Here is a 21,244-nt window from a genome sequence, read left to right as displayed (position 1 = left end):
GGTCGCCATGAGCTTTGATCTGAGTGCGCGCCTGGAACAACGGCGCGCTGCGGCGCTGTATCGCCAGCGCCCCCTGCTGCAGAGCCCGCAGGGGCCGCAGGTGATGGTGGACGGCACGCCGTTGCTGGCGTTTTGCAGCAACGACTACCTGGGCCTGGCCAACCACCCCGAGGTGATCGACGCCTGGCGTGCCGGCGCTGAGCGTTGGGGCGTGGGCGGCGGGGCGTCGCACCTGGTGATCGGCCACAGCTCGCCGCACCATGAACTGGAACTGGCCCTGGCCGAGTTTACCGGTCGCCCGCGCGCTCTCCTGTTCACCACCGGCTACCTGGCCAACCTGGGTGCGTTGACCGCGCTGGTGGGGCAGGGCGACAGCGTGCTGCAGGATCGCCTCAACCATGCTTCGCTGCTGGATGGCGGGTTGCTCAGTGGCGCGCGCTTCAGCCGCTACCTGCACAACGATGCCGACAGCCTCGGCAAGCGCCTGGACAAGGCCACCGGCAATGCGCTGGTGGTCACCGATGGCGTGTTCAGCATGGACGGCGACATCGCCGACCTGCCAGCACTGGCTGCCCAGACGCAGGCCAGGGGCGCCTGGCTGATGGTCGACGATGCCCATGGCTTCGGCACCCTGGGCCGCCACGGCGGTGGCGTGGTGGAGCATTTCGGCCTGGACATGGGGCAGGTACCGGTGCTGGTCGGCACCCTGGGCAAGGCCTTCGGTACCGCCGGTGCGTTCGTCGCCGGCAGTGAGGAACTGATCGAGTGCCTGATCCAGTTCGCCCGCCCGTACATCTATACCACCAGCCAGCCACCGGCCCTGGCCTGCGCCACGCTCAGGAGCCTGCAACTGCTGCGTGACGAGCACTGGCGCCGCGAGCACCTGGCGGCGCTGATCCGCCAGTTCCGTCAGGGCGCCGAGCAGATCGGCCTGCACCTGATGGACAGTTTCACGCCGATCCAGCCGATTCTGATCGGCGATGCCGCAAGGGCCATGCGGCTGTCGGCGATGTTGCGCGAGCGCGGGCTGATGGTCACGGCGATCCGTCCACCGACGGTGCCGGCCGGCAGTGCCCGGCTGCGCGTGACCCTGACCGCCGCCCACAGCGCCGCGCAGGTACAGCTATTGTTGAATGCATTGGCCGAGTGTCATTCGCTGCTGGAGCCTGCTGATGCGTGATCGACTGATTCTGTTGCCGGGCTGGGGCCTGGGTACCGCTGCACTGGAGCCGCTGGCCGCGAGCTTGCGCGCCCTGGATGCCAAGCTGCACGTGGAGCTGGTGCCTCTGCCGGAGCTGGATGGCAGTGACGTGCCTGTATGGCTGGATCACCTGGACCGCACGTTGCCTACCGACACCTGGCTGGGAGGCTGGTCGCTGGGCGGCATGCTCGCCGCCGAGCTGGCGGCGCGACGCGGCGATCACTGCTGCGGGCTGGTGACGCTGGGCAGCAACGCCAGCTTCGTGGCCCGTGCGGACTGGCCCCATGGCATGCCGACCGACACCTTCAATACCTTTCTCGACGGTTGCCGTAGCCATACGCAAGTGACGCTCAAGCGCTTCAAGTCGCTGTGCAGTCAGGGCGCCCAGGCGCCGCGCAGCCTGGCGAGGTTGCTGGAGGTGGGGGTGCCGGCAACCGACCCGCTGTACCTGGCCACGGGCCTGGAGGTATTGCGGAAACTCGATACCCGGGCTGCGCTGAGCAACTTCGGCGGCCCGCAGTTGCACCTGTTCGCAGGCAGCGACGCGCTGGTGCCGGTCGAGGCGGCCAAGGCGCTGTTCGAACTGCTGCAGGACGTCGAGGTGGGCATTGTCGAGGACAGCGCCCACGCCTTCCTGCTGGAGCACGCCCAGGCGTTGGCGACCTTTATCAAGACCTTCCTGCACGAGAGTGGCGATGACTGATCTTTCCCTGCCCAGGCTGCCCGGCGCCTTGCCCGACAAGCGCCAGGTGGCGGCCTCGTTTTCCCGTGCTGCGGCCAGCTACGACAGTGTCGCCGCGTTGCAGCGGGCGGTGGGCGCTCATCTGCTGGCGCAGCTGCCCGCCGATTTGCAACCGCGTTGCTGGATCGATCTGGGCAGTGGCACCGGGCATTTCAGCCGGCACTTGCAGCAACGTTATCCACAAGGGCTGGGTGTGGCGGTGGATATCGCCGAAGGCATGCTGCTGCATGCCCGTGAGCTGGGGGGCGCGCATTACCATGTGGCGGGCGATGCCGAGCGTCTGCCGCTGCGTGATGGCAGCGCCGGGCTGATCTTCTCCAGCCTGGCGGTGCAGTGGTGCGCCGACCTGGCTGCGGTGCTGCGTGAAGCGCAGCGGGTTCTGCAGCCTGGGGGCGTGCTGGCGTTCGCCAGCCTGTGCGTGGGCACGCTGTTCGAGCTGCGTGAAAGCTGGCAGGCGGTGGACGGGCTGGTGCACGTCAATCGCTTCCGCCCTCTGGCGGACTACCAGCGTCTGTGTGCCGACAGCGGGCTGCAGGTGCTCGGGCTGGAGGCCCGGCCCCATGTACTGCATTACCCCGATGTGCGCAGCCTGACCCATGAGCTCAAGGCGCTGGGCGCACACAACCTCAACCCCGGTCGCCCCGCCGGCCTGACCGGCAGGGCACGCATGCAGGGCCTGCTGCAGGCCTACGAGCGCTTTCGCCAGCCGCAGGGACTGCCCGCCACCTATCAGGTAGTCTATGCGGTACTGCACAAGCCGCAGCACCAGGGGGATTGAGATGCATGCTGCCTATTTCATCGCCGGCACCGATACCGATGTGGGCAAGACCACCATTGCCGCCGGCCTGCTGCATGCGGCACGTCTGGCCGGCCTGAGTACCCTCGGGGCCAAGCCGGTAGCGTCGGGCTGCGAGGTGACCCCCAAGGGCCTGCGCAACGCCGATGCACTGGCCCTGATCGCGCAAAGCAGCCTCACGCTGCCCTATGCGCAGCTCAACCCGTTTGCCTTCGAGCCCGCCATCGCCCCGCACCTGGCGGCCCGCGAAGCGGGTGTTGCGCTGAGCGTGCAGGCGTTGCTTGCGCCGATGCGCACGGTGCTGGCGCACAACGCCGATTTCACCCTGATCGAAGGCGCGGGTGGCTGGCGGGTGCCGTTGTCCGATCAGGCCAATCTGTCGGACCTGGCGATTGCGCTCAAGCTGCCGGTGATCCTGGTGGTAGGCGTGCGCCTGGGTTGCATCAACCATGCGCTGCTCAGTGCCGAGGCGATTGCCCGCGATGGCCTGCAACTGGCCGGCTGGGTGGCGAACATCATCGAGCCGCGCACCTCGCGCCTGGAGGAGAACCTGGCTTCGCTTGCCGAACGCCTGCCGGCCCCCTGCCTGGGCCGGGTGCCAAAACTCAAGGTGGCCAGCGCCGAGGCGGTGGCCGCATACCTGCAGCTGGATTTGCTCGACTAGGCTGAGTCTATTGAAGGGCACTGTGCCATTAGTGTTTTTGACGGGCCTTTTGCCGGGTTGTCTGCTTCAATAGGGGCCGTTGATATCATCTGTGCCTTCCGTCACCTGGAGAGTTTGAAATGGAAATCTCGGGCAGTTCCGCATTCTATGCCGGCCTGGGCGCCATTCAGAGCGGCCAGAACCGCATCGATCAGGCCGCCAGCCAGATCGCCAACACCACTGTCGAACGTGCTGCCACCAGCCAGTCCAGCGACTACCAGGCCGAACGCCTGCGCTCGGTCGACCGCAGCCAGCAGATGGACCTGGCCACCAGCACCGTCGAACTTGCCCTGGGCAAGCATCAGGTCGAGCTGGGTGTCAAAGTGGCCAAGGCCTCCGACGAAATGCTCGGCACGCTGATCGATACCTACGCCTGAGCCAGCAGGCCCTCGCACCTCCCCGGTTTTACCCCTACATACTGACTCGACGCCCTGGCCCAAGGCCGGGCGCCTTGTCGTGCCTGCGTTCTGGCGAGCGGGGCCGGAGCGTAGCCTGCCATGGCAGAAATGCCCTCATGGGGGTGCTTGACAAGGTTTCGGCGTAAACGTATGTTTCAAACAACTGTTTGACCGAAAGCCGCCTAGAGCTGGTCGGTGTATGTCGCGGTCTCCCTATTCAAGGATCCATCAGCAGAGGTTCATCGCTATGCCTGATTACAAAGCCCCCTTGCGTGATATTCGTTTCGTTCGCGATGAACTGCTGGGCTACGAAGCGCACTATCAGAGCCTGCCGGCTTGCCAGGACGCCACCCCCGACATGGTCGATGCGATCCTCGAGGAAGGCGCCAAGTTTTGTGAACAGGTACTGGCCCCGCTGAACCGTGTGGGCGACCTGGAAGGCTGCACCTGGAGCGAGTCGGGCGTTAAGACCCCCACCGGCTTCAAGGAAGCCTACAAGCAGTTCGTCGAAGGCGGCTGGCCGAGCCTGGCCCATGACGTCGATCACGGCGGCCAGGGTCTGCCCGAGTCGCTGGGCCTGGCGGTCAGCGAAATGGTCGGCGAGTCGAACTGGTCGTGGGGCATGTACCCAGGCCTGTCGCACGGCGCGATGAACACCATCTCCGAGCACGGCACCGCCGAGCAGCAGAACACCTACCTGACCAAGCTGGTATCCGGCGAATGGACCGGCACCATGTGCCTGACCGAACCGCACTGCGGTACCGACCTGGGCATGCTGCGCACCAAGGCCGAACCTCAGGCCGACGGTTCCTACAAGGTCACCGGCACCAAGATCTTCATCTCGGCCGGTGAACACGACATGGCCGACAACATCGTGCACATCGTGCTGGCGCGCCTGCCCGATGCACCTGCCGGCACCAAAGGCATCTCGCTGTTCATCGTGCCCAAGTTCCTGCCGACCGCCGAAGGCGGTGTGGGCGAGCGCAACGCCGTTTCCTGTGGCTCCATCGAACACAAGATGGGCATCCACGGCAACGCCACCTGCGTGATGAACTTCGACGCCGCCACCGGCTACCTGATCGGCCCGGCCAACAAGGGCCTGAACTGCATGTTCACCTTCATGAACACCGCTCGCCTGGGTACCGCGCTGCAAGGCCTGGCCCACGCCGAAGTGGCGTTCCAGGGCGGCCTGAAGTATGCCCGCGACCGCCTGCAGATGCGTTCGCTGACCGGCCCCAAGGCGCCGGACAAGGCGGCTGACCCGATCATCGTCCACCCGGACGTGCGTCGCATGCTGCTGACCATGAAAGCCTTCGCCGAAGGCAACCGCGCGATGGTGTACTTCACCGCCAAGCAGGTCGACATCGTCAAGTACAGCCAGGACGAAGAAGAGAAGAAGAAGGCCGACGCACTGCTGGCCTTCATGACCCCGATCGCCAAGGCGTTCATGACCGAAGTCGGCTTCGAGTCGGCCAACCACGGCGTGCAGATCTATGGCGGCCACGGCTTCATCGCCGAGTGGGGCATGGAGCAGAACGTTCGCGACAGCCGCATCTCGATGCTGTACGAAGGCACCACCGGCATCCAGGCGCTGGACCTGCTGGGCCGCAAGGTGCTGATGACCCAGGGCGAGGCGCTCAAGGGCTTCACCAAGATCGTGCACAAGTTCGTCCAGAACAACGAAGGCAACGAGGCCATCAGCGAGTTCGTCGCGCCATTGGCCAAGTTGAACAAGGAGTGGGGCGAATTGACCATGAAGGTCGGCATGGCCGCGATGAAGGACCGCGAAGAAGTCGGTGCCGCCTCGGTGGACTACCTGATGTACTCCGGTTACGCCTGCCTGGCCTACTTCTGGGCCGACATGGCGCGCCTGGCCGCCGAGAAACTGGCTGCCGGCACCAGCGAAGAGGCGTTCTACACCGCCAAGCTGCAGACCGCTCGCTTCTACTTCCAGCGCATCCTGCCGCGGACCCGCACGCATGTGGAAACCATGCTGTCGGGCGCGAGCAACCTGATGGACATGAACGAAGAGCACTTCGGCCTCTCGTACTGAGTCATCGCCTGAAGCAAGAAAGCCCGCCCTTACCGGCGGGTTTTTTTATGCGCCAGTCAGAACCTGATACGAATACGTGCTAAGCCCTGCTCCCACCCTGCCGTTACAAGTGCTGCCGGCATATTCATCTATTCATGTGCGCTGCCGACACATTAAAGGCACAATGCCATTACTTGATCTGCCGGGTCGGAGATTCCCTTGTTTCGTTTATCCGCTGTACGACTGAGCCATTTTCTGCCGTCACTGTTTCTGCTGGTGTCGGGGCTCGCCGCTGCTTATGTCAGAGACCTCAACGTCTTCTTCACCTCGCTGTTCAACGTGCTGCCAACCCTGGTGCTGCTGCTGGGCGGGGCCTACTGCACGGTCTACCGCCGTCAGCGTGAACTGTTCCTGATGGTCACGGTGTATATCGCCTACTTCCTGCTCGACACCCAGACCGACTACTACCGCGACAATGGCGTGGTACGCCAGGACGCCGCCGTGGTGTTCCACCTGGTGTGCCTGTTGCTGCCCATCCTGTTTGCGCTGTACGGCGCCTGGCAGGAACGCACGCACCTGTTCCAGGACATGGTGGCGCGCTTTGCCGTGCTGCTGGCGGTCGGCAGCACGGCGCTGGGGCTGGAGCAGAGCTACCCGCAGGCGCTGCTCAACTGGCTCGCGGAAATCCGCTGGCCGGCGCTGCACGGTCAGTGGATGAGCCTGATCCAGCTGGCCTACCCGGTGTTTCTGCTCGCCTTCATCCTGCTGGTGGTGCAGTACCTGCGCGAACCGCGCCCGCTGCATGCGGCGCAGGTGATCGGTCTGATGGGGATCTTCTGGATGCTGCCGCAGACCTTCATCCTGCCCTTCACCCTGAACATCATGTGCAGCCAGGTGATGCTGATGATCGCCGCCGCGGTCTCCCACGAGGCCTACCAGATGGCATTTCGCGACGAGCTCACCGGCCTGCCGGGGCGCCGCGCGCTCAACGAGCGCATGCAGCGTCTGGGGCGCAACTATGTGCTGGCGATGACCGACGTCGACCACTTCAAGAAATTCAACGATACCCACGGGCACGACGTCGGCGACCAGGTGCTGCGCCTGGTGGCCAGCAAACTGTCCAAGGTCACCGGCGGGGGCCGCGCCTACCGCTATGGCGGCGAGGAGTTCGCCCTGGTGTTCGCGGCCAAGACCATCGAGGAATGCCTGCCGCACCTGGAGGCGGTGCGCGAGGTGATCGCCAACTACAATATCCAGCTGCGCAACCAGGACAGCCGCCCCCAGGACGACCAGCAGGGGCGACAACGTCGTGGGGCGGCCGGAGCCAGCAGCGTGTCGGTGACCATCAGCATCGGTGCCGCCGAGCGCTTGCCCGAGCACCGCAGCCCCGATGAGGTGCTCAAGTCGGCCGACCAGGCGCTGTACAGTGCCAAGGGAGCGGGGCGTAACTGCACCATGACCTACGGCCACCAGAGCAAGCGTGGAGCGGTGCGCACGGCGTGACCAGAAGTGACTATATGGTCGCCAGATGACCCTATGTGTCACAAAAGTTGTTAGGTTACACTGGCTCGCAACTGTGTAGCGGCCCTGCGGGGCCGTCCCGACTCAAGGTGTGAGAGGTTGCCATGGCTGACTATAAAGCGCCCCTGCGCGATATGCGCTTCGTCCTCAACGAAGTCTTCGAAGTATCCCGGCTGTGGGCACAACTGCCCGGGCTGGCCGAGGCGGTCGACGAAGAAACCGCACTGGCGGTGCTCGAGGAAGCCGGCAAGGTCACCAGCCAGCGCATCGCTCCGCTGAGCCGCAGCGCCGACGAAGAGGGCTGCCATTGGGACAACGGCGCCGTGCGCACCCCGGCCGGCTTCATCGATGCCTACCGCACCTACGCCGATGGCGGCTGGGTGGGCGTGGGCGGCGACCCTGCCTATGGCGGCATGGGCATGCCCAAGGTGATCTCTGCCCAGGTCGAAGAAATGGTCAACTCCTCGAGCCTGGCCTTCGGCCTGTACCCGATGCTGACCGCCGGTGCCTGCCTGTCGATCAACGCCCATGCCAGCGAAGAGCTCAAGACGCGGTACCTGCCCAACATGTACGCCGGGGTCTGGGCCGGCTCCATGTGCCTGACCGAGCCCCACGCCGGTACCGACCTTGGCATCATCCGTACCCGCGCCGAGCCGCAGGCCGACGGCAGCTACAAGGTCACCGGCACCAAGATCTTCATCACCGGCGGCGAACACGACCTGACCGAGAACATCATCCATCTGGTGCTGGCCAAGCTGCCTGACGCCCCGGCCGGGCCCAAGGGCATCTCGCTGTTCCTGGTGCCCAAGTTCCTGGTCAACCCCGATGGCAGCCTGGGCGAGCGCAACCCGGCCACCTGTGGCTCCATCGAGCACAAGATGGGCATCCAGGCCTCGGCCACCTGCGTGATGAACTTCGACAGCGCCGTGGGCTACCTGGTCGGCGAGCCGAACAAGGGCCTGGCAGCGATGTTCACCATGATGAACTACGAGCGTCTGGGGGTCGGCATCCAGGGCCTGGCATCGGCCGAGCGTTCCTACCAGAACGCCATCGAATACGCCCGCGACCGCCTGCAGAGCCGTGCACCTACCGGGCCCCAGGCCAGGGACAAGACTGCCGACCCGATCATCGTGCACCCCGACGTGCGGCGCATGCTGCTGACCATGAAGGCACTGAACGAAGGCGGCCGGGCTTTCTCCACCTATGTTGCGATGCAGCTCGATACCGCCAAGTTCAGCGAAGACCGCGAGGCCCGCAAGCGCGCCGAAGACCTGGTGGCGCTGCTGACGCCGGTGTCCAAGGCGTTTCTCACCGACCTGGGCCTGGAAGTGACCGTGCATGGCCAGCAGGTGTTTGGCGGCCATGGCTACATTCGCGAGTGGGGCCAGGAGCAACTGGTGCGCGACGTGCGCATCACCCAGATCTACGAAGGCACCAACGGCATCCAGGCCCTGGACCTGATGGGCCGCAAGGTGGTGGGCAGCGGCGGGGCGTTCTACAAGCTGTTCGCCGACGAGATCCGCCATTTCATCGCCACCGCCGACACGGCGCTGGGCGAGTTCGTCAAACCGCTGGAGACGGCGCTGGACAGCCTCGACGACCTGACCGCCTGGGTGCTCGACCGCGCCAAGGCGAACCCCAACGAAATCGGCGCGGCGTCGGTGGAGTACCTGCACGCCTTCGGCTACACCGCCTATGCCTACATGTGGGCACTGATGGCCCGCACGGCCCTGGCCAAACAGGGTGAGGACGACTTCTACGCCAGCAAACTGGGCACCGCGCGCTTCTACTTCGCCCGCCTGCTGCCGCGTATTCACTCGCTCAGCGCTTCGGTGAAGGCGGGCAGCGAGTCGTTGTACCTGCTCGACGCGGAACAGTTTTGATCTGACGGCGTCATGTAAGCATTTGCTTACATGACGTGGTGACGTTTGGCCTCTTCCGTAAGATTGGATCCACAGCTAATCTTCACCTCATGGACGTCGCGCAGGATGCGCACAGTACATAACAGGGACACGGAAGGATTTCCTGCCAGGACGGCGGGACGAAAAGGATGTCAGGGAAACAGTCTGCAAAACCCCGCTTCGGCGGGGTTTTCTTTTGCCCGGGTTTTTTCTAGCCGAGCACATCCAGAGGTGAACCGCCGATCTGGCGAGGGTCGATCTCTTCCTCCAGCAGATTGCGCAGCAACTCCACCGACGCCTGCTGGCGCTGCGCATCGCGAAACACCAGGCCTACCTTCAGTGGCACCCGCGGCTCGCTCAGCGGCTTCCAGAGCAGCTCTGGATCGTCCGTGGCGTCGCGCGCACGCCCCGGCAACACGGTTGCCAGCGAGGTATGCGCCAGGCTGTCGAGAATCCCGCCCATGTTGTTCATCTCGGCCTGCACCTGCGGGCGGCGCCCGAGGTTGGCCAGTTGCGCCTGCCAGATCTGGCGTACCTGGAACTCTTCGCCCAGCATCAGCATGGGCAGTTCGGCGGCCTGCTTGAGCGAGACCTTCTTGAATTCGCGCAGCGGGTGCGTGTGCGGGATCACCAGTTGCAGCTCGTCTTCGTACAGCAGCAGGCCGTGAAGGCCCGGCTGGCGCGGCGGCAGGTAGCTGATGCCGATGTCCAGGGTGCCGTTGAGCAGGCGCCGTTCGATCTCCAGCCCCGACAGTTCGTAGATCTGCACCACCAGGTGTGGTTGCGCCTTGCGCAGGCGGTCGAGCAGTTGCGGCACCAGGCTCGGCCGTACCGTCTGCAGCACGCCGATGGCCAGGGTACGCAAGGCCTGCCCGCGGAAGTTGCGCAACGCCTCGCGGGCGCGTTGCAGGCCGTCGAGCAGGGGCAGGGCGTGGTTGTACAGTGTGTGTGCGGCCAGGGTTGGCAACAGGCGCTTGTTGCCCCGTTCGAACAGGCTCACATCGAGGCTGTGTTCGAGCTGGCGGATCTGCTGCGACAGCGCTGGCTGCGACAGTGAAAGGCGTTCGGCGGCCCGGCCCACATGGCCTTCTTCGTACACCGCGACGAAATAACGCAGTTGGCGAAAATCCATAAGCAATACTTATCAAAAAAGCTCGAAAAACGAAATGGCCGAAGGCCCGCGAGAAGCCTAGTCTATCCCGTATTCACAAGGTTTACAGGGCCAGAAGGCGCGATGAATACCGTGTATGTGGATGGCGTTTACATAGGCAAGGCAAAAAATGTCGGTTATGGGTTACTCACCGATATCGATAAGGAACAGGTTGCAAGAAGGCTGTGGTTATGGCCACAGGGGCTGGGCAGCGACGAACACGGCGACCCGCGCTTCCATACCGGCCCCGAGCGGGCCTTGCACCACTATCCGGCCGAGCACTACGCCTGGTGGCGGCGACGTTATCCACAGATCGACTGGTGCGCGCCGGGTTTTGGCGAAAACCTCTCGACCCGCGGCCTTACCGAAGAGCACGTCTGCCTGGGCGACATGTTCCGCTGGGGCGGGGCGCTGCTGCAGGTCAGCCAGCCGCGCTCGCCGTGCTACCGCCTGAGCCATCGCTGGGGCTTGCCGAACCTGCCGCAACAGGCGCAGGACGCGCTGCGCTGCGGCTGGTTCTACCGGGTGCTCAAGCCTGGCTTCGTCAGCGCCGACGAGCCGTTCGAACTGATACAACGCAGCTATCCGGGCCTGACCGTGGCCTGGGCACTGCATACTTTTTACCGTGAACCTCTGGAGCATGCGGGTTTGAAAAAGCTGGTGGATTGTCCGGCCCTCTCGTCACGCTGGCGCGACATCGCGATCAAGCGCCTGCGCAGCGGCCAGGTCGAGGACTGGGCCGCGCGCCTGCTTGGCCTGCCGCTGGAAGGGCTGCGCGCATGAACCTGTTCAATCTGCGTCGCCAGGCGGCGCGCGCTGCCGAGCAGGCACCGGCGCCGGTGGCACTGGCCCAGGCCGAGCAGCTGTCGCGGGAATGCCTGATGCCGGCCACCGAGCGTGCGCCACAGGTGTTCGTGCGCGGCCAGGGTTCATGGCTGTGGGACAACGAAGGCCGCGCCTATCTGGATTTCACCCAGGGTTGCGCGGTGAACAGCCTCGGGCACAGCCCCAAGGCGCTGGTGCAGGCACTGAGCAGCCAGGCCCAGGCATTGATCAACCCCGGCGCCGGCTTTCATAACCGTGGCCTGTTGAGCCTGGTCAACCGCCTGTGCCAGAGCACCGGCAGTGATCAGGCCTACCTGCTCAACAGTGGTGCCGAAGCCTGCGAAGGTGCGATCAAGCTGGCGCGCAAGTGGGGCCAGCTGCATCGCAATGGCGCCTACCACATCATCACTGCGCGCCAGAGCTGCCACGGGCGCAGCCTGGGGGCGCTGTCGGCCTCCGACCCGTCGGCGTGCAACCGCTGCGAGCCGGGCCTGCCGGGTTTCAGCAAGGTGCCGTTCAACGATCTGGCCGCGCTGCATGCAGCAGTGGACTCGCGTACCGTGGCGATCATGCTCGAGCCGATCCAGGGCGAGGCCGGGGTGATCCCGGCCACCCAGCAGTACCTCAAGGGTGTCGAGCGCCTGTGCCGCGAACTGGGCATCCTGCTGATCCTGGATGAGGTGCAGACCGGCGTAGGCCGTTGCGGCGCGCTGCTGGCCGAGCAGACCTACGGTGTGCGCGCCGACATCATCACCCTGGGCAAGGGCCTGGGCGGCGGTGTGCCGCTGGCCGCCCTGCTGGCGCGGGGTACGGCCTGCTGCGCCGAGGCCGGCGAGCTGGAAGGCAGTCACCATGGCAATGCACTGATGAGTGCGGCGGGCCTGGCGATTCTCGATGCCGTGCTGGAGCCGGGCTTCATGGAGCAGGTGCAGGCGTCGGGGCGGCACCTGCGTGATGGCCTGAGCCACCTGGCGGGGCGTTATGGCCAGGGCGAGGTGCGCGGCCAGGGCTTGCTGTGGGGCCTGGAGCTGAGCGACGACTCGGCCGCAGCCCTGGTCAAGGCGGCGCTGCAGGAAGGGCTGCTGCTCAATGCGGCGCAGGCCAATGTGCTGCGCTTTTCGCCGGCGCTGACCGTCAGCCGCGGCAACATCGACGAAATGCTGCTGCGCCTGGCGCGTGCCTTTGCCCGTGTGCACACGGCGCAACTCAACCAGCGGCGTGCCTGACCCGGTAGCGCCGTACCGAATTCAACGAACCGTCTCGCGTTCCTGCGCATCGCCCCGGGCCTGATCCTTTTGGCCTGGGGCGTTTTTTTATGGGGGATGGCTATTTGAACCAGTGGGGGGTGCTTGCAGTCTGTAGTTAGGACTTTAGACAAGGAGCTGCCCGATGGACCTGATCCGAATTATCTTCGCCATTCTGTTGCCGCCGCTGGGCGTGTTCCTGCAGGTGGGTTTTGGTGGCGCCTTCTGGCTGAACATCCTGCTCACCTTGTGCGGTTACATTCCGGGGATCGTGCACGCGGTGTACATCATCGCCAAGCGCTAGACCGCGTCGCGGCCATCGCCTGTAGGAGCCGGCGTTGCCGGCGAATGGGCCTGTACGGTTCAGACCGCGCTGGGACATTCGCCAGCAAGGCTGGCTCCTACAATGGCAATGGCCGTGACAGAACCTCCCGGTAGAACTTCCACTCTTCTTCCAGCGCATGCGCCAGGTTCGCTGCCGTCCGGAACCCGTGCCGCTCGGTCGGGTAGAAATGCCCTTCGGCACGCACCCCGTTGGCCTTCAGCGCCGCCAGCATCGAACGGGTCTGCTCCGGTACCACCACCGCATCCAGTTCGCCCTGGAAGAAAATCACCGGCACCTTGATCTGCGCGGCATGCAGCAGTGGCGTGCGCGCCTGATAACGCTGCACATCCTGCTGCGGGTCGCCGATCAGCCAGTCCAGGTAATCGCCTTCGAACTTGTGCGTGGCGCGCGTCAGCGCCAGCGGGTCGCTGACCCCGTACAGGCTCGCCCCGCCACGGAACACATTCTGGAACGCCAGCGCACACAGCGTGGTGTAGCCCCCGGCGCTGCCCCCGCGGATGAACGCCTGCGTCGGGTCGATCAACCCTTGCCCTGCCAGGAAGTCGACCACCGCGCAGGCATCCTGCACGTCCACTTCGCCCCAGCGCAGGTGCAGGGCCTGGCGATAGGCGCGGCCATAGCCGCTGCTGCCACGGTAGTTGAGGTCGGCCACGGCAAAGCCGCGCTGGGTCCAGTACTGGATGCGCGGGTCGAGCACCGGGAAGCACGCCGAGGTCGGTCCGCCATGCACGAACACCACCAGCGGCGGCGCCTCGACACCATTCATGGCCGGGTAGAAGAAGGCGTGCGCCTGGGCATCGCCGCTGGGGTAGGTGATGCTGCGCGGCTGGCTGACCTGTTCGCTGGGCAAGGGCATCGCACCGCCGGCCAGCACCTGAACGGCATGGCTGTGGCGGTCGATGGCGATGACGGCGGGCGTGCTGATGGCAGAGGCGGCGATGGCATACAGGTACCGGTCGTCGATCTCCAGGCAGCGAAAGCGGGTGTAGACGTCACTGAAGTCTTCCAGGGTGCCATCGGCATGATGCACGCCCAGGCGGCTGAAGCCGCCCTCGAACCAGCTCGCCAGATACCCGCCGCCGTCCAGGGGCAGCCAGGTGCTGGCGCCCAGTTGCCACGGTGCGCCGGCATGGTCGGCGCGCTCGGCCGGCAGTGCTGCCCAGCCCTGCGGGGTTTCGCCCCAGGGTTCCCAGTAGCCGTCACGATCCGACAGGCAGTACAGGCGACCGTCGGCATCGAAGCGCGGCTGCTGCAGCGATTCCGGTTGCGCCTCGCTGCCGGCGATGCAGCGCGGCGCTTCCCAGGTGTGTGCATCGCGGCGTTCGGCGCACAGCAGGCGGGTGGCAGTCCAGGGTTGGTGCGGGCGGCTCCATTCGATCCAGGCCAGGCGCTGGCCGTCGGCGCTGAGGGTGGGAGCGGCATAGAAGTCGGCGCCTTCGGCCAGTACCGTGCGGGTGCCGGCGGCGATCGATACCAGCCGGTGCACATCGGCGTCTTCTTCAACCGCCAGCACCTGGCCGGCGCCCCAGCGCAGGTCACCGTAGCGGCACTGGCCGTGGGTCAGCGGCTGCGGCTGCCCGCCGCCGAGCCCCTGGCTGTAGAGCTGCTGGTCGGCTTCGTTGACGAACACCAGCCCGTCGTCGCTCAGGCAGAAACCGCCGCCGCCATACTCGTAGACGCGGCTGCGCACGCTGAAGCCGTCGGGGGTCAGGCAGCGGGCCTGGCCGTCACGCCACTGCCAGATGCGGCAACCGCCGTCCTGGGGGCGAAACTCGTTCCAGAACAGCCCCAGCGGGCTGCGCTTGAGTTCGGCGTAGTCGGTGCCGGCGGCAACCGCCTGTTGTGCGCTGAAACGCTCAGCCGCGGGCGATGAGACGGGAGTTTCGATCATTGCGGAAGGTCATCTGGTCGATGGTCTGGGTGGCGGTTTCGGCCTCCTCCCGAGCAGCGAGGATGATCCCGTGGTCCGCCGATTTGGCGCAAACCGGGTCGGCATTGCTGGCGTCGCCGGTCAGCATGAAGGCCTGGCAGCGGCAGCCGCCGAAGTCCTTTTCTTTCTCGTCGCAGGAGCGGCACGGCTCGGGCATCCAGTCGTAGCCGCGAAAACGATTGAAACCGAACGAGTCATACCATATGTGCTGCATGCTGTGTTCGCGCACGTTGGGGAATTGTACCGGCAACTGGCGTGCGCCATGACACGGCAGTGCGGTGCCGTCCGGGGTGACGGTGAGGAAGATGCTGCCCCAGCCGTTCATGCAGCCCTTGGGCCGCTCTTCATAGTAGTCGGGGGTGACGAAGATCAGCTTGCACGGGTTGCCCGCAGCCTGCAGCTTCTCGCGGTATTCGTTGGTGATGCGTTCGGCGCGCTCCAGCTGCGCGCGGGTGGGCAGCAGGCCGGCGCGGTTGAGCTTGGCCCAGCCGTAGAACTGGCACGTGGCGAGCTCGACGAAGTCGGCTTCCAGGGCGATGCACAGCTCGATGATGCGGTCGATCTTGTCGATGTTGTGCCGGTGGGTGACGAAGTTCAGCACCATCGGGTAGCCGTGGGCCTTGACCGCGCGGGCCATCTCCAGCTTCTGCGCGAAGGCTTTCTTCGAGCCGGCCAGCAGGTTGTTGACCTGTTCGTCGCTGGCCTGGAAGCTGATCTGGATGTGGTCCAGCCCGGCGCGCTTGAAGTCGGCGATCTTCTGTTCGGTCAGGCCGATGCCGGAGGTGATCAGGTTGGTGTAGTAGCCCAGGCGGCGCCCCTCGCCGATCAGCTCGGCCAGGTCCTGGCGCACCAGTGGCTCGCCGCCGGAAAAGCCCAGCTGCGCGGCGCCCATTTCACGCGCCTCGGCCATCACCTTGAACCACTGCTCGGTGCTCAACTCCTTGCCCTGCTCGGCGAAGTCCAGCGGGTTGGAGCAGTACGGGCATTGCAGCGGGCAGCGGTAGGTCAGCTCGGCCAGCAGCCACAGCGGCAGGCCGACTGCGGGCTTGGCCGGTACCTCACTCAAGGACGATCCAGTGTTGCTCACGGGCGACCTCCATGAATTGCTCGATGTCGTCACCGAGTTCGGGTACACCGGGGAATTGAACGTCCAGCTCGGCAATGATCGCGGCCACATCGCGCTTGCCGTCGATCAGCCCGCCGATCAGCGCGGCGCTTTCGTTGAGCTTGATCATGCCTTCGGGGTAGAGCAGCACATGGCCCTTCTGCGCCGGTTCGTACTGGAAGCGGTAGCCGGGGCGCCAGTGCGGCGTCTTCGAACGGTCGAAACTCATAAGGTGATCCCCTTGTGCCACACCCGCTCGCTGGTGACGCTGTGGTAGGGCGGGCGGTTCAGTTCATAGGCCATGCTCATGGCGTCGAGCATGCTCCACAGAATATCGAGCTTGAACTGAAGAATCTCCAGCATGCGTTGTTGACCCTGCACCGTGGTGTAGTGCTGCAGGGTGATGCTCAGGCCATGCTCCACATCGCGCCGGGCCTGGCCCAGGCGGGTGCGGAAGTACTCGTAGCCGGCCGGGTCGATCCAGGGATAGTGCTGTGGCCAGCTGTCCAGGCGTGACTGGTGGATCTGCGGTGCGAACAGTTCGGTCAGCGAGCTGCTGGCCGCTTCCTGCCAGCTGGCACGGCGGGCGAAGTTGACGTAGGCGTCGACCGCGAAGCGCACGCCGGGCAGCACCAGCTCCTGCGAGCGTAGCTGGTCGGGGTCCAGGCCCACGGCCTGGCCCAGGCGCAGCCAGGCTTCGATGCCGCCGTCTTCGCCGGGGGCGCCGTCGTGGTCGAGCAGGCGCTGGATCCACTCACGGCGGATCTCGCGGTCCGGGCAGTTGGCCAGGATCGCCGCATCCTTCATCGGGATGTTGACCTGGTAGTAGAAGCGGTTGGCGACCCAGCCCTGGATCTGCTCGCGGCTGGCGCGGCCTTCATACATGGCCACGTGGTAGGGGTGATGGATGTGGTAGTAGGCGCCCTTGGCGCGCAAGGCCTGCTCGAACGCGGCGGGGGAAAGCGGTACGGCTTCGCTCATGGGGGCTCCTACAGCTCGATGCTCATGCCGTCGAAGGCCACTTCGACGTTGCGGCGGGCCAGTTCGGCGCGCTCGGCGGAGTCTTCATCGAGAATCGGGTTGGTGTTGTTGATGTGGATAAGTACCTTGCGCTGGTCGGGGAAGCCTTCGAGTACCTCGAGCATGCCGCCGGGGCCATTCTGTGCCAGGTGACCCATCTCGCGGCCCGTGCGGGTACCGACACCGCGGCGCTGCATCTCATCATCCTCCCACAGCGTGCCGTCGACCAGCAGGCAATCGGCGTCGTGCATCAGTTGCAGCAGCTTGTCGTCGAACTGGCCAAGACCCGGGGCGTAGAACAGCTTGCCGCCGGTGCGCAGGTCTTCGACCATCAGCCCCAGGTTGTCGCCCGGGTGCGGGTCGAAGCGGTGCGGCGAGTAGGGCGGCGCGGCGCTGCGCAGCGGGAACGGGGTAAAGCGCAGGTTCGGGCACGCCTCGATCACGAAGCTGCCTTCGAGCTCTATGCGGTTCCACTGCAGGCCACCGTTCCAGTGGCTGAGCATGGTGAACAGAGGGAAGCCGGTGCTCAGGTCCTGGTGGACCATGTCGGTGCACCACACCTGGTGCGGGCAACCTTCGCGCAGGCTGAGCAGGCCGGTGGTGTGGTCGATCTGGCTGTCGAGCAGGATGATCGCGTTGATCCCGGTGTCGCGCAGGGCGCGGGCCGGCTGCATGGGGGCGAAGCCTTGCAGCTGCGCGCGGATGTCCGGCGAGGCGTTGCACAGCACCCAGTGCACCCCGTCGTCGGACAGCGCGATCGAGGACTGGGTGCGTGCGCTGGCGCGCAAGGTGCCGTCGCGAAAGCCCTTGCAGTTGTCGCAGTTGCAGTTCCACTGCGGGAAACCGCCGCCGGCGGCGGAACCTAGAATCTGGATGTACATGGCCACTCCTGCTGCGTCCAAAAATGAAAACGCCCCGGCTGACCGAGGCGTTGTACCGCAAGCAGACTCAGCGACTTGCGAAATACATGGTCACTTCAAAGCCAATACGCAGGTCAGTGTAAGCAGGTTTGGTCCACATGGGAGTACTCCTTCCGGATAGGTCTGGGGGCGGGTGGCTACATATTTAGGCCCCCCTTTGAAACAAGGGGTTACAACGGCCCGGGTAGCGCCATCTTACTAAAATTAATGGACAGTTTGGTTAAACCTGCGAGAAAGGCTGTTGCGTTGCCGGTAACAATCCGCCCTGTGCGGCGCTGGCCAGGTACAGGGCGTTGTCGAACAGGTGCCGGGCGGCGTGTTCGAGCTGCTGTGCGGTGACGGCCAGCAGCTGTTGTCGCAGCGTGTCCAGGCTGGGGGCGTCGCTGCCGGCCAGCCGGGCCTGCCAGGCCCATTCGGCGACATCGGCATTGCCCATGTCCGGTTCGTGGAACTGCGCCGCCAGGGCCTGACGCGCCTCGGCATCATCGGTCAGGTCATGGGTGAAGCCTGCGACCACGCAGCGCATGTGCTCGAGGATCTGTGCCGGGTCGGCCTTGGGCGACTGCACGCCCAGCAGCAGGCCGGTATGGCCCTGCACCTGGCGCAATGCGCTGAACACTGCATAGCCCAGTTGCAGCTCCACCCGCAGGCGCTGGTAGAAGGGCCCTTGCAGTCGATGTGCCAGCAGCCGGTACACCGCCTCGCTGCCGGGCGGGGCGGGGCAGAACACCAGCAGTGCGTGCTCGCCTTCGGGCAGCGGCACATGCTGCCAGGGCCCTGTGGCATCGCCGGTTATCGGCTCGGCCATGCCCGGCTGTCCCGGTACCTGGGCCAGCAGCGCATTCAGCGCCGGCTGCACCGCTTCGGTGAAGCCGCAGGTCATGCCCTGCCAGCGGGCATGCTGCCAGAGCGCATCCAGCTCGGGCTGGGCGATCAGGCAGGTCGGCAATGGCCCCGGGTCACGCCCGACGATATAGCCCGGCAACTGCTTTAGCAGCAGGCGGATCGGGATCAGCGCCGGCTCGGTGCCTGAGCCTGCGCTCCAGTCCTGGGCGGCAGGCAGGCGCAGCAGCGCCAATGCCTGCTCGACGACTGCGACAATGGCGGGCGGTGACCCGGCGCAGCGCAGTTGCCAGAGGTGCTCGCACTCGCTCCATTGCAGCTCCACCGAGGCGCGGGTGGCGCGCTCGACCAGTGGGCGCAGGGCACCTTCGAGTACGCGCCACAGCCGCGCGCGCAACGCCGAGCGCACCTGCCAGCGCAGGTAGATCACGCCGTACTGCCGCACGGCCGGCAGCGCCGGGCTGTGGATAACCCCGGCGGGTGTCGGCGTGGCGGGTGCATCGCTGAACCCGACGGCCAGCAAGGGCTCGGCAGGTGGCAGTCGCCAGGGCTGGCGGGCTTGCTCGGTGAAGGGTTCGAGCAGGCCTTGCAGTGCCGCCAGTCCCTGGGCGTCGAGTGCACTGAATGGCTGGCCGCTGCTGTCGCGGCGCGCCAGTTCCAGGGCGCCGGCGGCCAGCGCGCGTGACTGCTGGATACGTGCATATTCGCTGTTCAGCGCCGTCAGGTCGGCATCGCGCAAGAAGCTCAGCCAGTCCCGGAACAGGTCTTCGACCTGCTCGGCAGGTGCCGCGTCATTGAGCTTGAAGCGCGCGTGCAGCAGTGCCTGTGCGGCGAACTGATGCAATGCCGAAAAACTGAAATCCTCCAGCCAGCGCCGTTCGCGCAAAGCGGCCAGCAGCCCGCCCGGGCGGGTGTCCGAAAGCCAGGTGTCGAGAAAGGCGATCGCCTGGGCAGCGCCGGCGGGCAGCCGTTCATAGCCGAGCAGCACATCCCGTTGCCCGGGCAGCTGTTCAACCCGCGCAGCGCGAAGCTGCAGCGCCGGTGCCGGGCCTTGTTCGATGGCCTGCCCGGGTGCCAAGACGGCGCCGTACTGCATGGCCAGGGCTTCAAGGGTGGCCAGCGGCTGTGGGCCAACCAGGCTCAGGGTCATCTGCCCGGCCTGGTAGTAGCGTTGGTGAAAGGCTTGCAGGGCGCTCTGGAAGGCCGCGTCGGGTACCGGCAGGCTGTAGCGGTTGCCAGCGTGAAAACCGCTCAGCGGATGCTGCGCCGACACGCTCTGCAGCAGTGCGTGCTGACGCTGCGCTTCGGGGTTGCGCGCCCAGGCAATGAACTCGGCATGGATCACTTCGCGCTCGCGCAGCTGTTGCGCACGGTCGGCCTGGGGGTTGGCGAGCATTTCACACAAGCGCTCGATGCCCCCCTCGAAGGCGGCAGCCGGCACTTCGAAGAAGAAGTCGGTGGTGCGCTCCCGCGTGCTGGCATTGACCTGGCCGCCCTGGCGCTGCACGTAGCGCATCAGGGCGTCGTCGATGGCAAAGCGCGGGTTGCCGAGAAAGAACAGGTGTTCGAGAAAGTGCGCCAGCCCCGGCCAGGCGTTGGGAGCATCGTGGCTGCCGGCGCGCACCCGCACTGCCGCTGCACAGCGCTTGAGCCGCGGTGCATGGCGCAGGGTGACGTGCAGGCCGTTGGGCAGGGTGAGGTGGGCGCAGGACATGACGGCTCCGGTAACGTGCGAACCGTCATGCTAGCGGATAAATCAGTGCTTGCGCGGGCCGCCGTGGAGTTCCACACGCAGGTCGTGCAGGTACGGTGTGCTGGCGCGGCCTTCGTGCACCCGTTGCAGCTCGAGGTCGGCCACCAGCAGCGTGGGCTCATGCCCGGCCATGGCCAGCAGGCTGCCGTCCGGGCCGATGATGCTGCTTTGGCCGCAATAGTGGATCTGCTCCTCGGCGCCGCAGTAGTTGGCATACACCAGGTAGCACTGGTTCTCCTGGGCGCGTACGCGCACGGTGAACTGGCAGATGAAATCGTAGGGCTGCATGTTGGCTGTCGGCACCACGATCAGCTCGGCCCCGGCCAGGGCCAGGCGGCGGGCGTTTTCCGGGAACTCGATGTCGTAGCAGATCAACAGGCCCAGCTGCCAGCCATTGAGCGTGACCACCGGGAAATGGTCGGGGCCGGGGCTGAACATGGCGCGGTCCAGCCCGCCGAACAGGTGGGTCTTGCGGTAGTTGGCCAGGCTGCTGCCGTGGGCGTCGATCAACTGCACGCTGTTGTACACCTGGCCGTCCTCGCCAAGCTCGGGGTAGCCGTAGACGATGGCGATGCGGTTGGCCTGGGCAATTTCCACCACGGCCATGGCCGATGCGCCGTCCTGCGGCTCGGCCAGGCGTGCGACCGCTTCGCTGCCGATGTTGTAGCCGCTGAGGAACATCTCGGGGCACACCAGCAGTTCGGCGCCGCGTGCTGCCGCCAGCTGCGCCTGCTGGTGCAGGCGCTCGAGGTTGCCGGCCACGTCCATCGGGTGGGGCTGGCCCTGGTACAGGGCTATGCGCATGGGTCTCTCC

20 protein-coding genes are annotated in these 21,244 nt (G+C 65.8%); 11 read left to right on the top strand and 9 right to left on the bottom strand.

Annotated elements, in window-relative coordinates; genetic code table 11:
* Positions 1–7: 7 nt before the first annotated feature.
* From bioF to LOY33_RS23765, 8 genes are all read left to right on the top strand, one after another.
* The gene (gene bioF / locus LOY33_RS23800) at positions 8–1,180 is read left to right on the top strand and encodes an 8-amino-7-oxononanoate synthase (protein ID WP_255001554.1); all 1,173 of its coding nucleotides are present in this window, start codon (positions 8–10) and stop codon (positions 1,178–1,180) included.
* Positions 1,173–1,904 carry an alpha/beta fold hydrolase gene (locus LOY33_RS23795; protein ID WP_058541820.1) on the top strand — a complete coding sequence of 244 codons (732 nt, stop codon included), beginning with the start codon at positions 1,173–1,175 and terminating at the stop codon, positions 1,902–1,904. Before bioF ends, LOY33_RS23795 begins: the two co-directional genes overlap by 8 nt.
* The gene (gene bioC, locus LOY33_RS23790; protein WP_078480862.1) at positions 1,897–2,721 is read left to right on the top strand and encodes a malonyl-ACP O-methyltransferase BioC; all 825 of its coding nucleotides are present in this window, start codon (positions 1,897–1,899) and stop codon (positions 2,719–2,721) included. Before LOY33_RS23795 ends, bioC begins: the two co-directional genes overlap by 8 nt.
* Before the next feature lies 1 nt (position 2,722).
* Positions 2,723–3,403, top strand: a complete 681-nt coding sequence (bioD, locus tag LOY33_RS23785) for a dethiobiotin synthase (protein WP_043863682.1) — start codon at positions 2,723–2,725, stop codon at positions 3,401–3,403.
* Between the two features lie 119 nt (positions 3,404–3,522).
* On the top strand, positions 3,523–3,819 hold the full coding sequence (locus tag LOY33_RS23780; protein ID WP_258660262.1) for a pyrroloquinoline quinone biosynthesis protein PqqE: 297 nt from the start codon (positions 3,523–3,525) through the stop codon (positions 3,817–3,819).
* Between the two features lie 268 nt (positions 3,820–4,087).
* Entirely contained in the window at positions 4,088–5,893 is a 1,806-nt protein-coding gene (locus LOY33_RS23775; protein ID WP_043863684.1) for a phenylacyl-CoA dehydrogenase, read from the top strand.
* Positions 5,894–6,091: 198 nt separating this feature from the next.
* The gene (locus LOY33_RS23770) at positions 6,092–7,375 is read left to right on the top strand and encodes a GGDEF domain-containing protein (protein ID WP_043863685.1); all 1,284 of its coding nucleotides are present in this window, start codon (positions 6,092–6,094) and stop codon (positions 7,373–7,375) included.
* Positions 7,376–7,497: 122 nt separating this feature from the next.
* Complete coding sequence (locus LOY33_RS23765; protein ID WP_258660261.1) at positions 7,498–9,276, top strand: acyl-CoA dehydrogenase C-terminal domain-containing protein; 1,779 nt, start codon at positions 7,498–7,500, stop codon at positions 9,274–9,276.
* 229 nt (positions 9,277–9,505) lie between these two features.
* Here the strand turns inward: LOY33_RS23765 and LOY33_RS23760 are convergent, their stop codons facing one another.
* Positions 9,506–10,426: a LysR family transcriptional regulator gene (locus LOY33_RS23760; RefSeq protein ID WP_043863687.1), complete on the bottom strand. Its 921-nt coding sequence runs from the start codon at positions 10,424–10,426 to the stop codon at positions 9,506–9,508.
* Positions 10,427–10,528: 102 nt separating this feature from the next.
* Here LOY33_RS23760 and LOY33_RS23755 point away from each other — a divergent pair, with 102 nt between their 5' ends.
* The 3 genes from LOY33_RS23755 to LOY33_RS23745 all read left to right on the top strand — a co-directional run bounded on the left by LOY33_RS23755 (position 10,529) and on the right by LOY33_RS23745 (position 12,817).
* Complete coding sequence (locus LOY33_RS23755) at positions 10,529–11,227, top strand: MOSC domain-containing protein (RefSeq protein WP_058541823.1); 699 nt, start codon at positions 10,529–10,531, stop codon at positions 11,225–11,227.
* Complete coding sequence (locus LOY33_RS23750) at positions 11,224–12,495, top strand: aspartate aminotransferase family protein (RefSeq protein ID WP_043863689.1); 1,272 nt, start codon at positions 11,224–11,226, stop codon at positions 12,493–12,495. Before LOY33_RS23755 ends, LOY33_RS23750 begins: the two co-directional genes overlap by 4 nt.
* A 163-nt stretch (positions 12,496–12,658) precedes the next feature.
* Positions 12,659–12,817 carry a YqaE/Pmp3 family membrane protein gene (locus tag LOY33_RS23745; RefSeq protein ID WP_011063854.1) on the top strand — a complete coding sequence of 53 codons (159 nt, stop codon included), beginning with the start codon at positions 12,659–12,661 and terminating at the stop codon, positions 12,815–12,817.
* Between the two features lie 97 nt (positions 12,818–12,914).
* On the opposite strand, the gene LOY33_RS23740 is transcribed toward LOY33_RS23745, so the two are convergent.
* The 8 genes from LOY33_RS23740 to LOY33_RS23705 all read right to left on the bottom strand — a co-directional run bounded on the left by LOY33_RS23740 (position 12,915) and on the right by LOY33_RS23705 (position 21,234).
* On the bottom strand, positions 12,915–14,750 hold the full coding sequence (locus LOY33_RS23740) for a S9 family peptidase (protein WP_258660259.1): 1,836 nt from the start codon (positions 14,748–14,750) through the stop codon (positions 12,915–12,917).
* The gene (pqqE, locus tag LOY33_RS23735) at positions 14,716–15,876 is read right to left on the bottom strand and encodes a pyrroloquinoline quinone biosynthesis protein PqqE (protein WP_043863691.1); all 1,161 of its coding nucleotides are present in this window, start codon (positions 15,874–15,876) and stop codon (positions 14,716–14,718) included. The genes LOY33_RS23740 and pqqE overlap by 35 nt, the downstream gene beginning before the upstream one ends.
* Positions 15,848–16,123 (bottom strand): pyrroloquinoline quinone biosynthesis peptide chaperone PqqD, encoded by a 276-nt coding sequence (pqqD, locus tag LOY33_RS23730; protein WP_043863692.1) that lies wholly within the window; start codon positions 16,121–16,123, stop codon positions 15,848–15,850. Before pqqD ends, pqqE begins: the two co-directional genes overlap by 29 nt.
* Complete coding sequence (pqqC, locus tag LOY33_RS23725) at positions 16,120–16,875, bottom strand: pyrroloquinoline-quinone synthase PqqC (RefSeq protein ID WP_054915971.1); 756 nt, start codon at positions 16,873–16,875, stop codon at positions 16,120–16,122. Before pqqC ends, pqqD begins: the two co-directional genes overlap by 4 nt.
* A gap of 8 nt (positions 16,876–16,883) precedes the next feature.
* The gene (gene pqqB / locus LOY33_RS23720) at positions 16,884–17,795 is read right to left on the bottom strand and encodes a pyrroloquinoline quinone biosynthesis protein PqqB (RefSeq protein WP_054915970.1); all 912 of its coding nucleotides are present in this window, start codon (positions 17,793–17,795) and stop codon (positions 16,884–16,886) included.
* A gap of 67 nt (positions 17,796–17,862) precedes the next feature.
* The gene (gene pqqA, locus LOY33_RS23715; RefSeq protein WP_008365141.1) at positions 17,863–17,934 is read right to left on the bottom strand and encodes a pyrroloquinoline quinone precursor peptide PqqA; all 72 of its coding nucleotides are present in this window, start codon (positions 17,932–17,934) and stop codon (positions 17,863–17,865) included.
* 120 nt (positions 17,935–18,054) lie between these two features.
* Complete coding sequence (gene pqqF / locus LOY33_RS23710) at positions 18,055–20,391, bottom strand: pyrroloquinoline quinone biosynthesis protein PqqF (protein WP_258660257.1); 2,337 nt, start codon at positions 20,389–20,391, stop codon at positions 18,055–18,057.
* A gap of 42 nt (positions 20,392–20,433) precedes the next feature.
* Positions 20,434–21,234 carry a carbon-nitrogen hydrolase family protein gene (locus LOY33_RS23705; protein ID WP_043863696.1) on the bottom strand — a complete coding sequence of 267 codons (801 nt, stop codon included), beginning with the start codon at positions 21,232–21,234 and terminating at the stop codon, positions 20,434–20,436.
* Positions 21,235–21,244 lie beyond the last annotated feature (10 nt).

It is taken from the genome of Pseudomonas sp. B21-036 (assembly GCF_024748925.1).
Lineage (GTDB): Bacteria > Pseudomonadota > Gammaproteobacteria > Pseudomonadales > Pseudomonadaceae > Aquipseudomonas > Aquipseudomonas palmensis.
This window is presented reverse-complemented; position numbering and strand designations above follow the sequence as displayed.

Coding starts and splice junctions, on each gene's coding strand:
- bioF (WP_255001554.1), top strand. CDS start 8: ATGAGCTTTGATCTGAGTGCGCGCCTGGAACAACGGCGCGCTGCGGCG.
- LOY33_RS23795 (WP_058541820.1), top strand. CDS start 1,173: ATGCGTGATCGACTGATTCTGTTGCCGGGCTGGGGCCTGGGTACCGCT.
- bioC (WP_078480862.1), top strand. CDS start 1,897: ATGACTGATCTTTCCCTGCCCAGGCTGCCCGGCGCCTTGCCCGACAAG.
- bioD (WP_043863682.1), top strand. CDS start 2,723: ATGCATGCTGCCTATTTCATCGCCGGCACCGATACCGATGTGGGCAAG.
- LOY33_RS23780 (WP_258660262.1), top strand. CDS start 3,523: ATGGAAATCTCGGGCAGTTCCGCATTCTATGCCGGCCTGGGCGCCATT.
- LOY33_RS23775 (WP_043863684.1), top strand. CDS start 4,088: ATGCCTGATTACAAAGCCCCCTTGCGTGATATTCGTTTCGTTCGCGAT.
- LOY33_RS23765 (WP_258660261.1), top strand. CDS start 7,498: ATGGCTGACTATAAAGCGCCCCTGCGCGATATGCGCTTCGTCCTCAAC.
- LOY33_RS23760 (WP_043863687.1), bottom strand. CDS start 10,426: ATGGATTTTCGCCAACTGCGTTATTTCGTCGCGGTGTACGAAGAAGGC.
- LOY33_RS23755 (WP_058541823.1), top strand. CDS start 10,529: ATGAATACCGTGTATGTGGATGGCGTTTACATAGGCAAGGCAAAAAAT.
- LOY33_RS23750 (WP_043863689.1), top strand. CDS start 11,224: ATGAACCTGTTCAATCTGCGTCGCCAGGCGGCGCGCGCTGCCGAGCAG.
- LOY33_RS23745 (WP_011063854.1), top strand. CDS start 12,659: ATGGACCTGATCCGAATTATCTTCGCCATTCTGTTGCCGCCGCTGGGC.
- LOY33_RS23740 (WP_258660259.1), bottom strand. CDS start 14,750: ATGATCGAAACTCCCGTCTCATCGCCCGCGGCTGAGCGTTTCAGCGCA.
- pqqD (WP_043863692.1), bottom strand. CDS start 16,123: ATGAGTTTCGACCGTTCGAAGACGCCGCACTGGCGCCCCGGCTACCGC.
- pqqC (WP_054915971.1), bottom strand. CDS start 16,875: ATGAGCGAAGCCGTACCGCTTTCCCCCGCCGCGTTCGAGCAGGCCTTG.
- pqqB (WP_054915970.1), bottom strand. CDS start 17,795: ATGTACATCCAGATTCTAGGTTCCGCCGCCGGCGGCGGTTTCCCGCAG.
- pqqF (WP_258660257.1), bottom strand. CDS start 20,391: ATGTCCTGCGCCCACCTCACCCTGCCCAACGGCCTGCACGTCACCCTG.
- LOY33_RS23705 (WP_043863696.1), bottom strand. CDS start 21,234: ATGCGCATAGCCCTGTACCAGGGCCAGCCCCACCCGATGGACGTGGCC.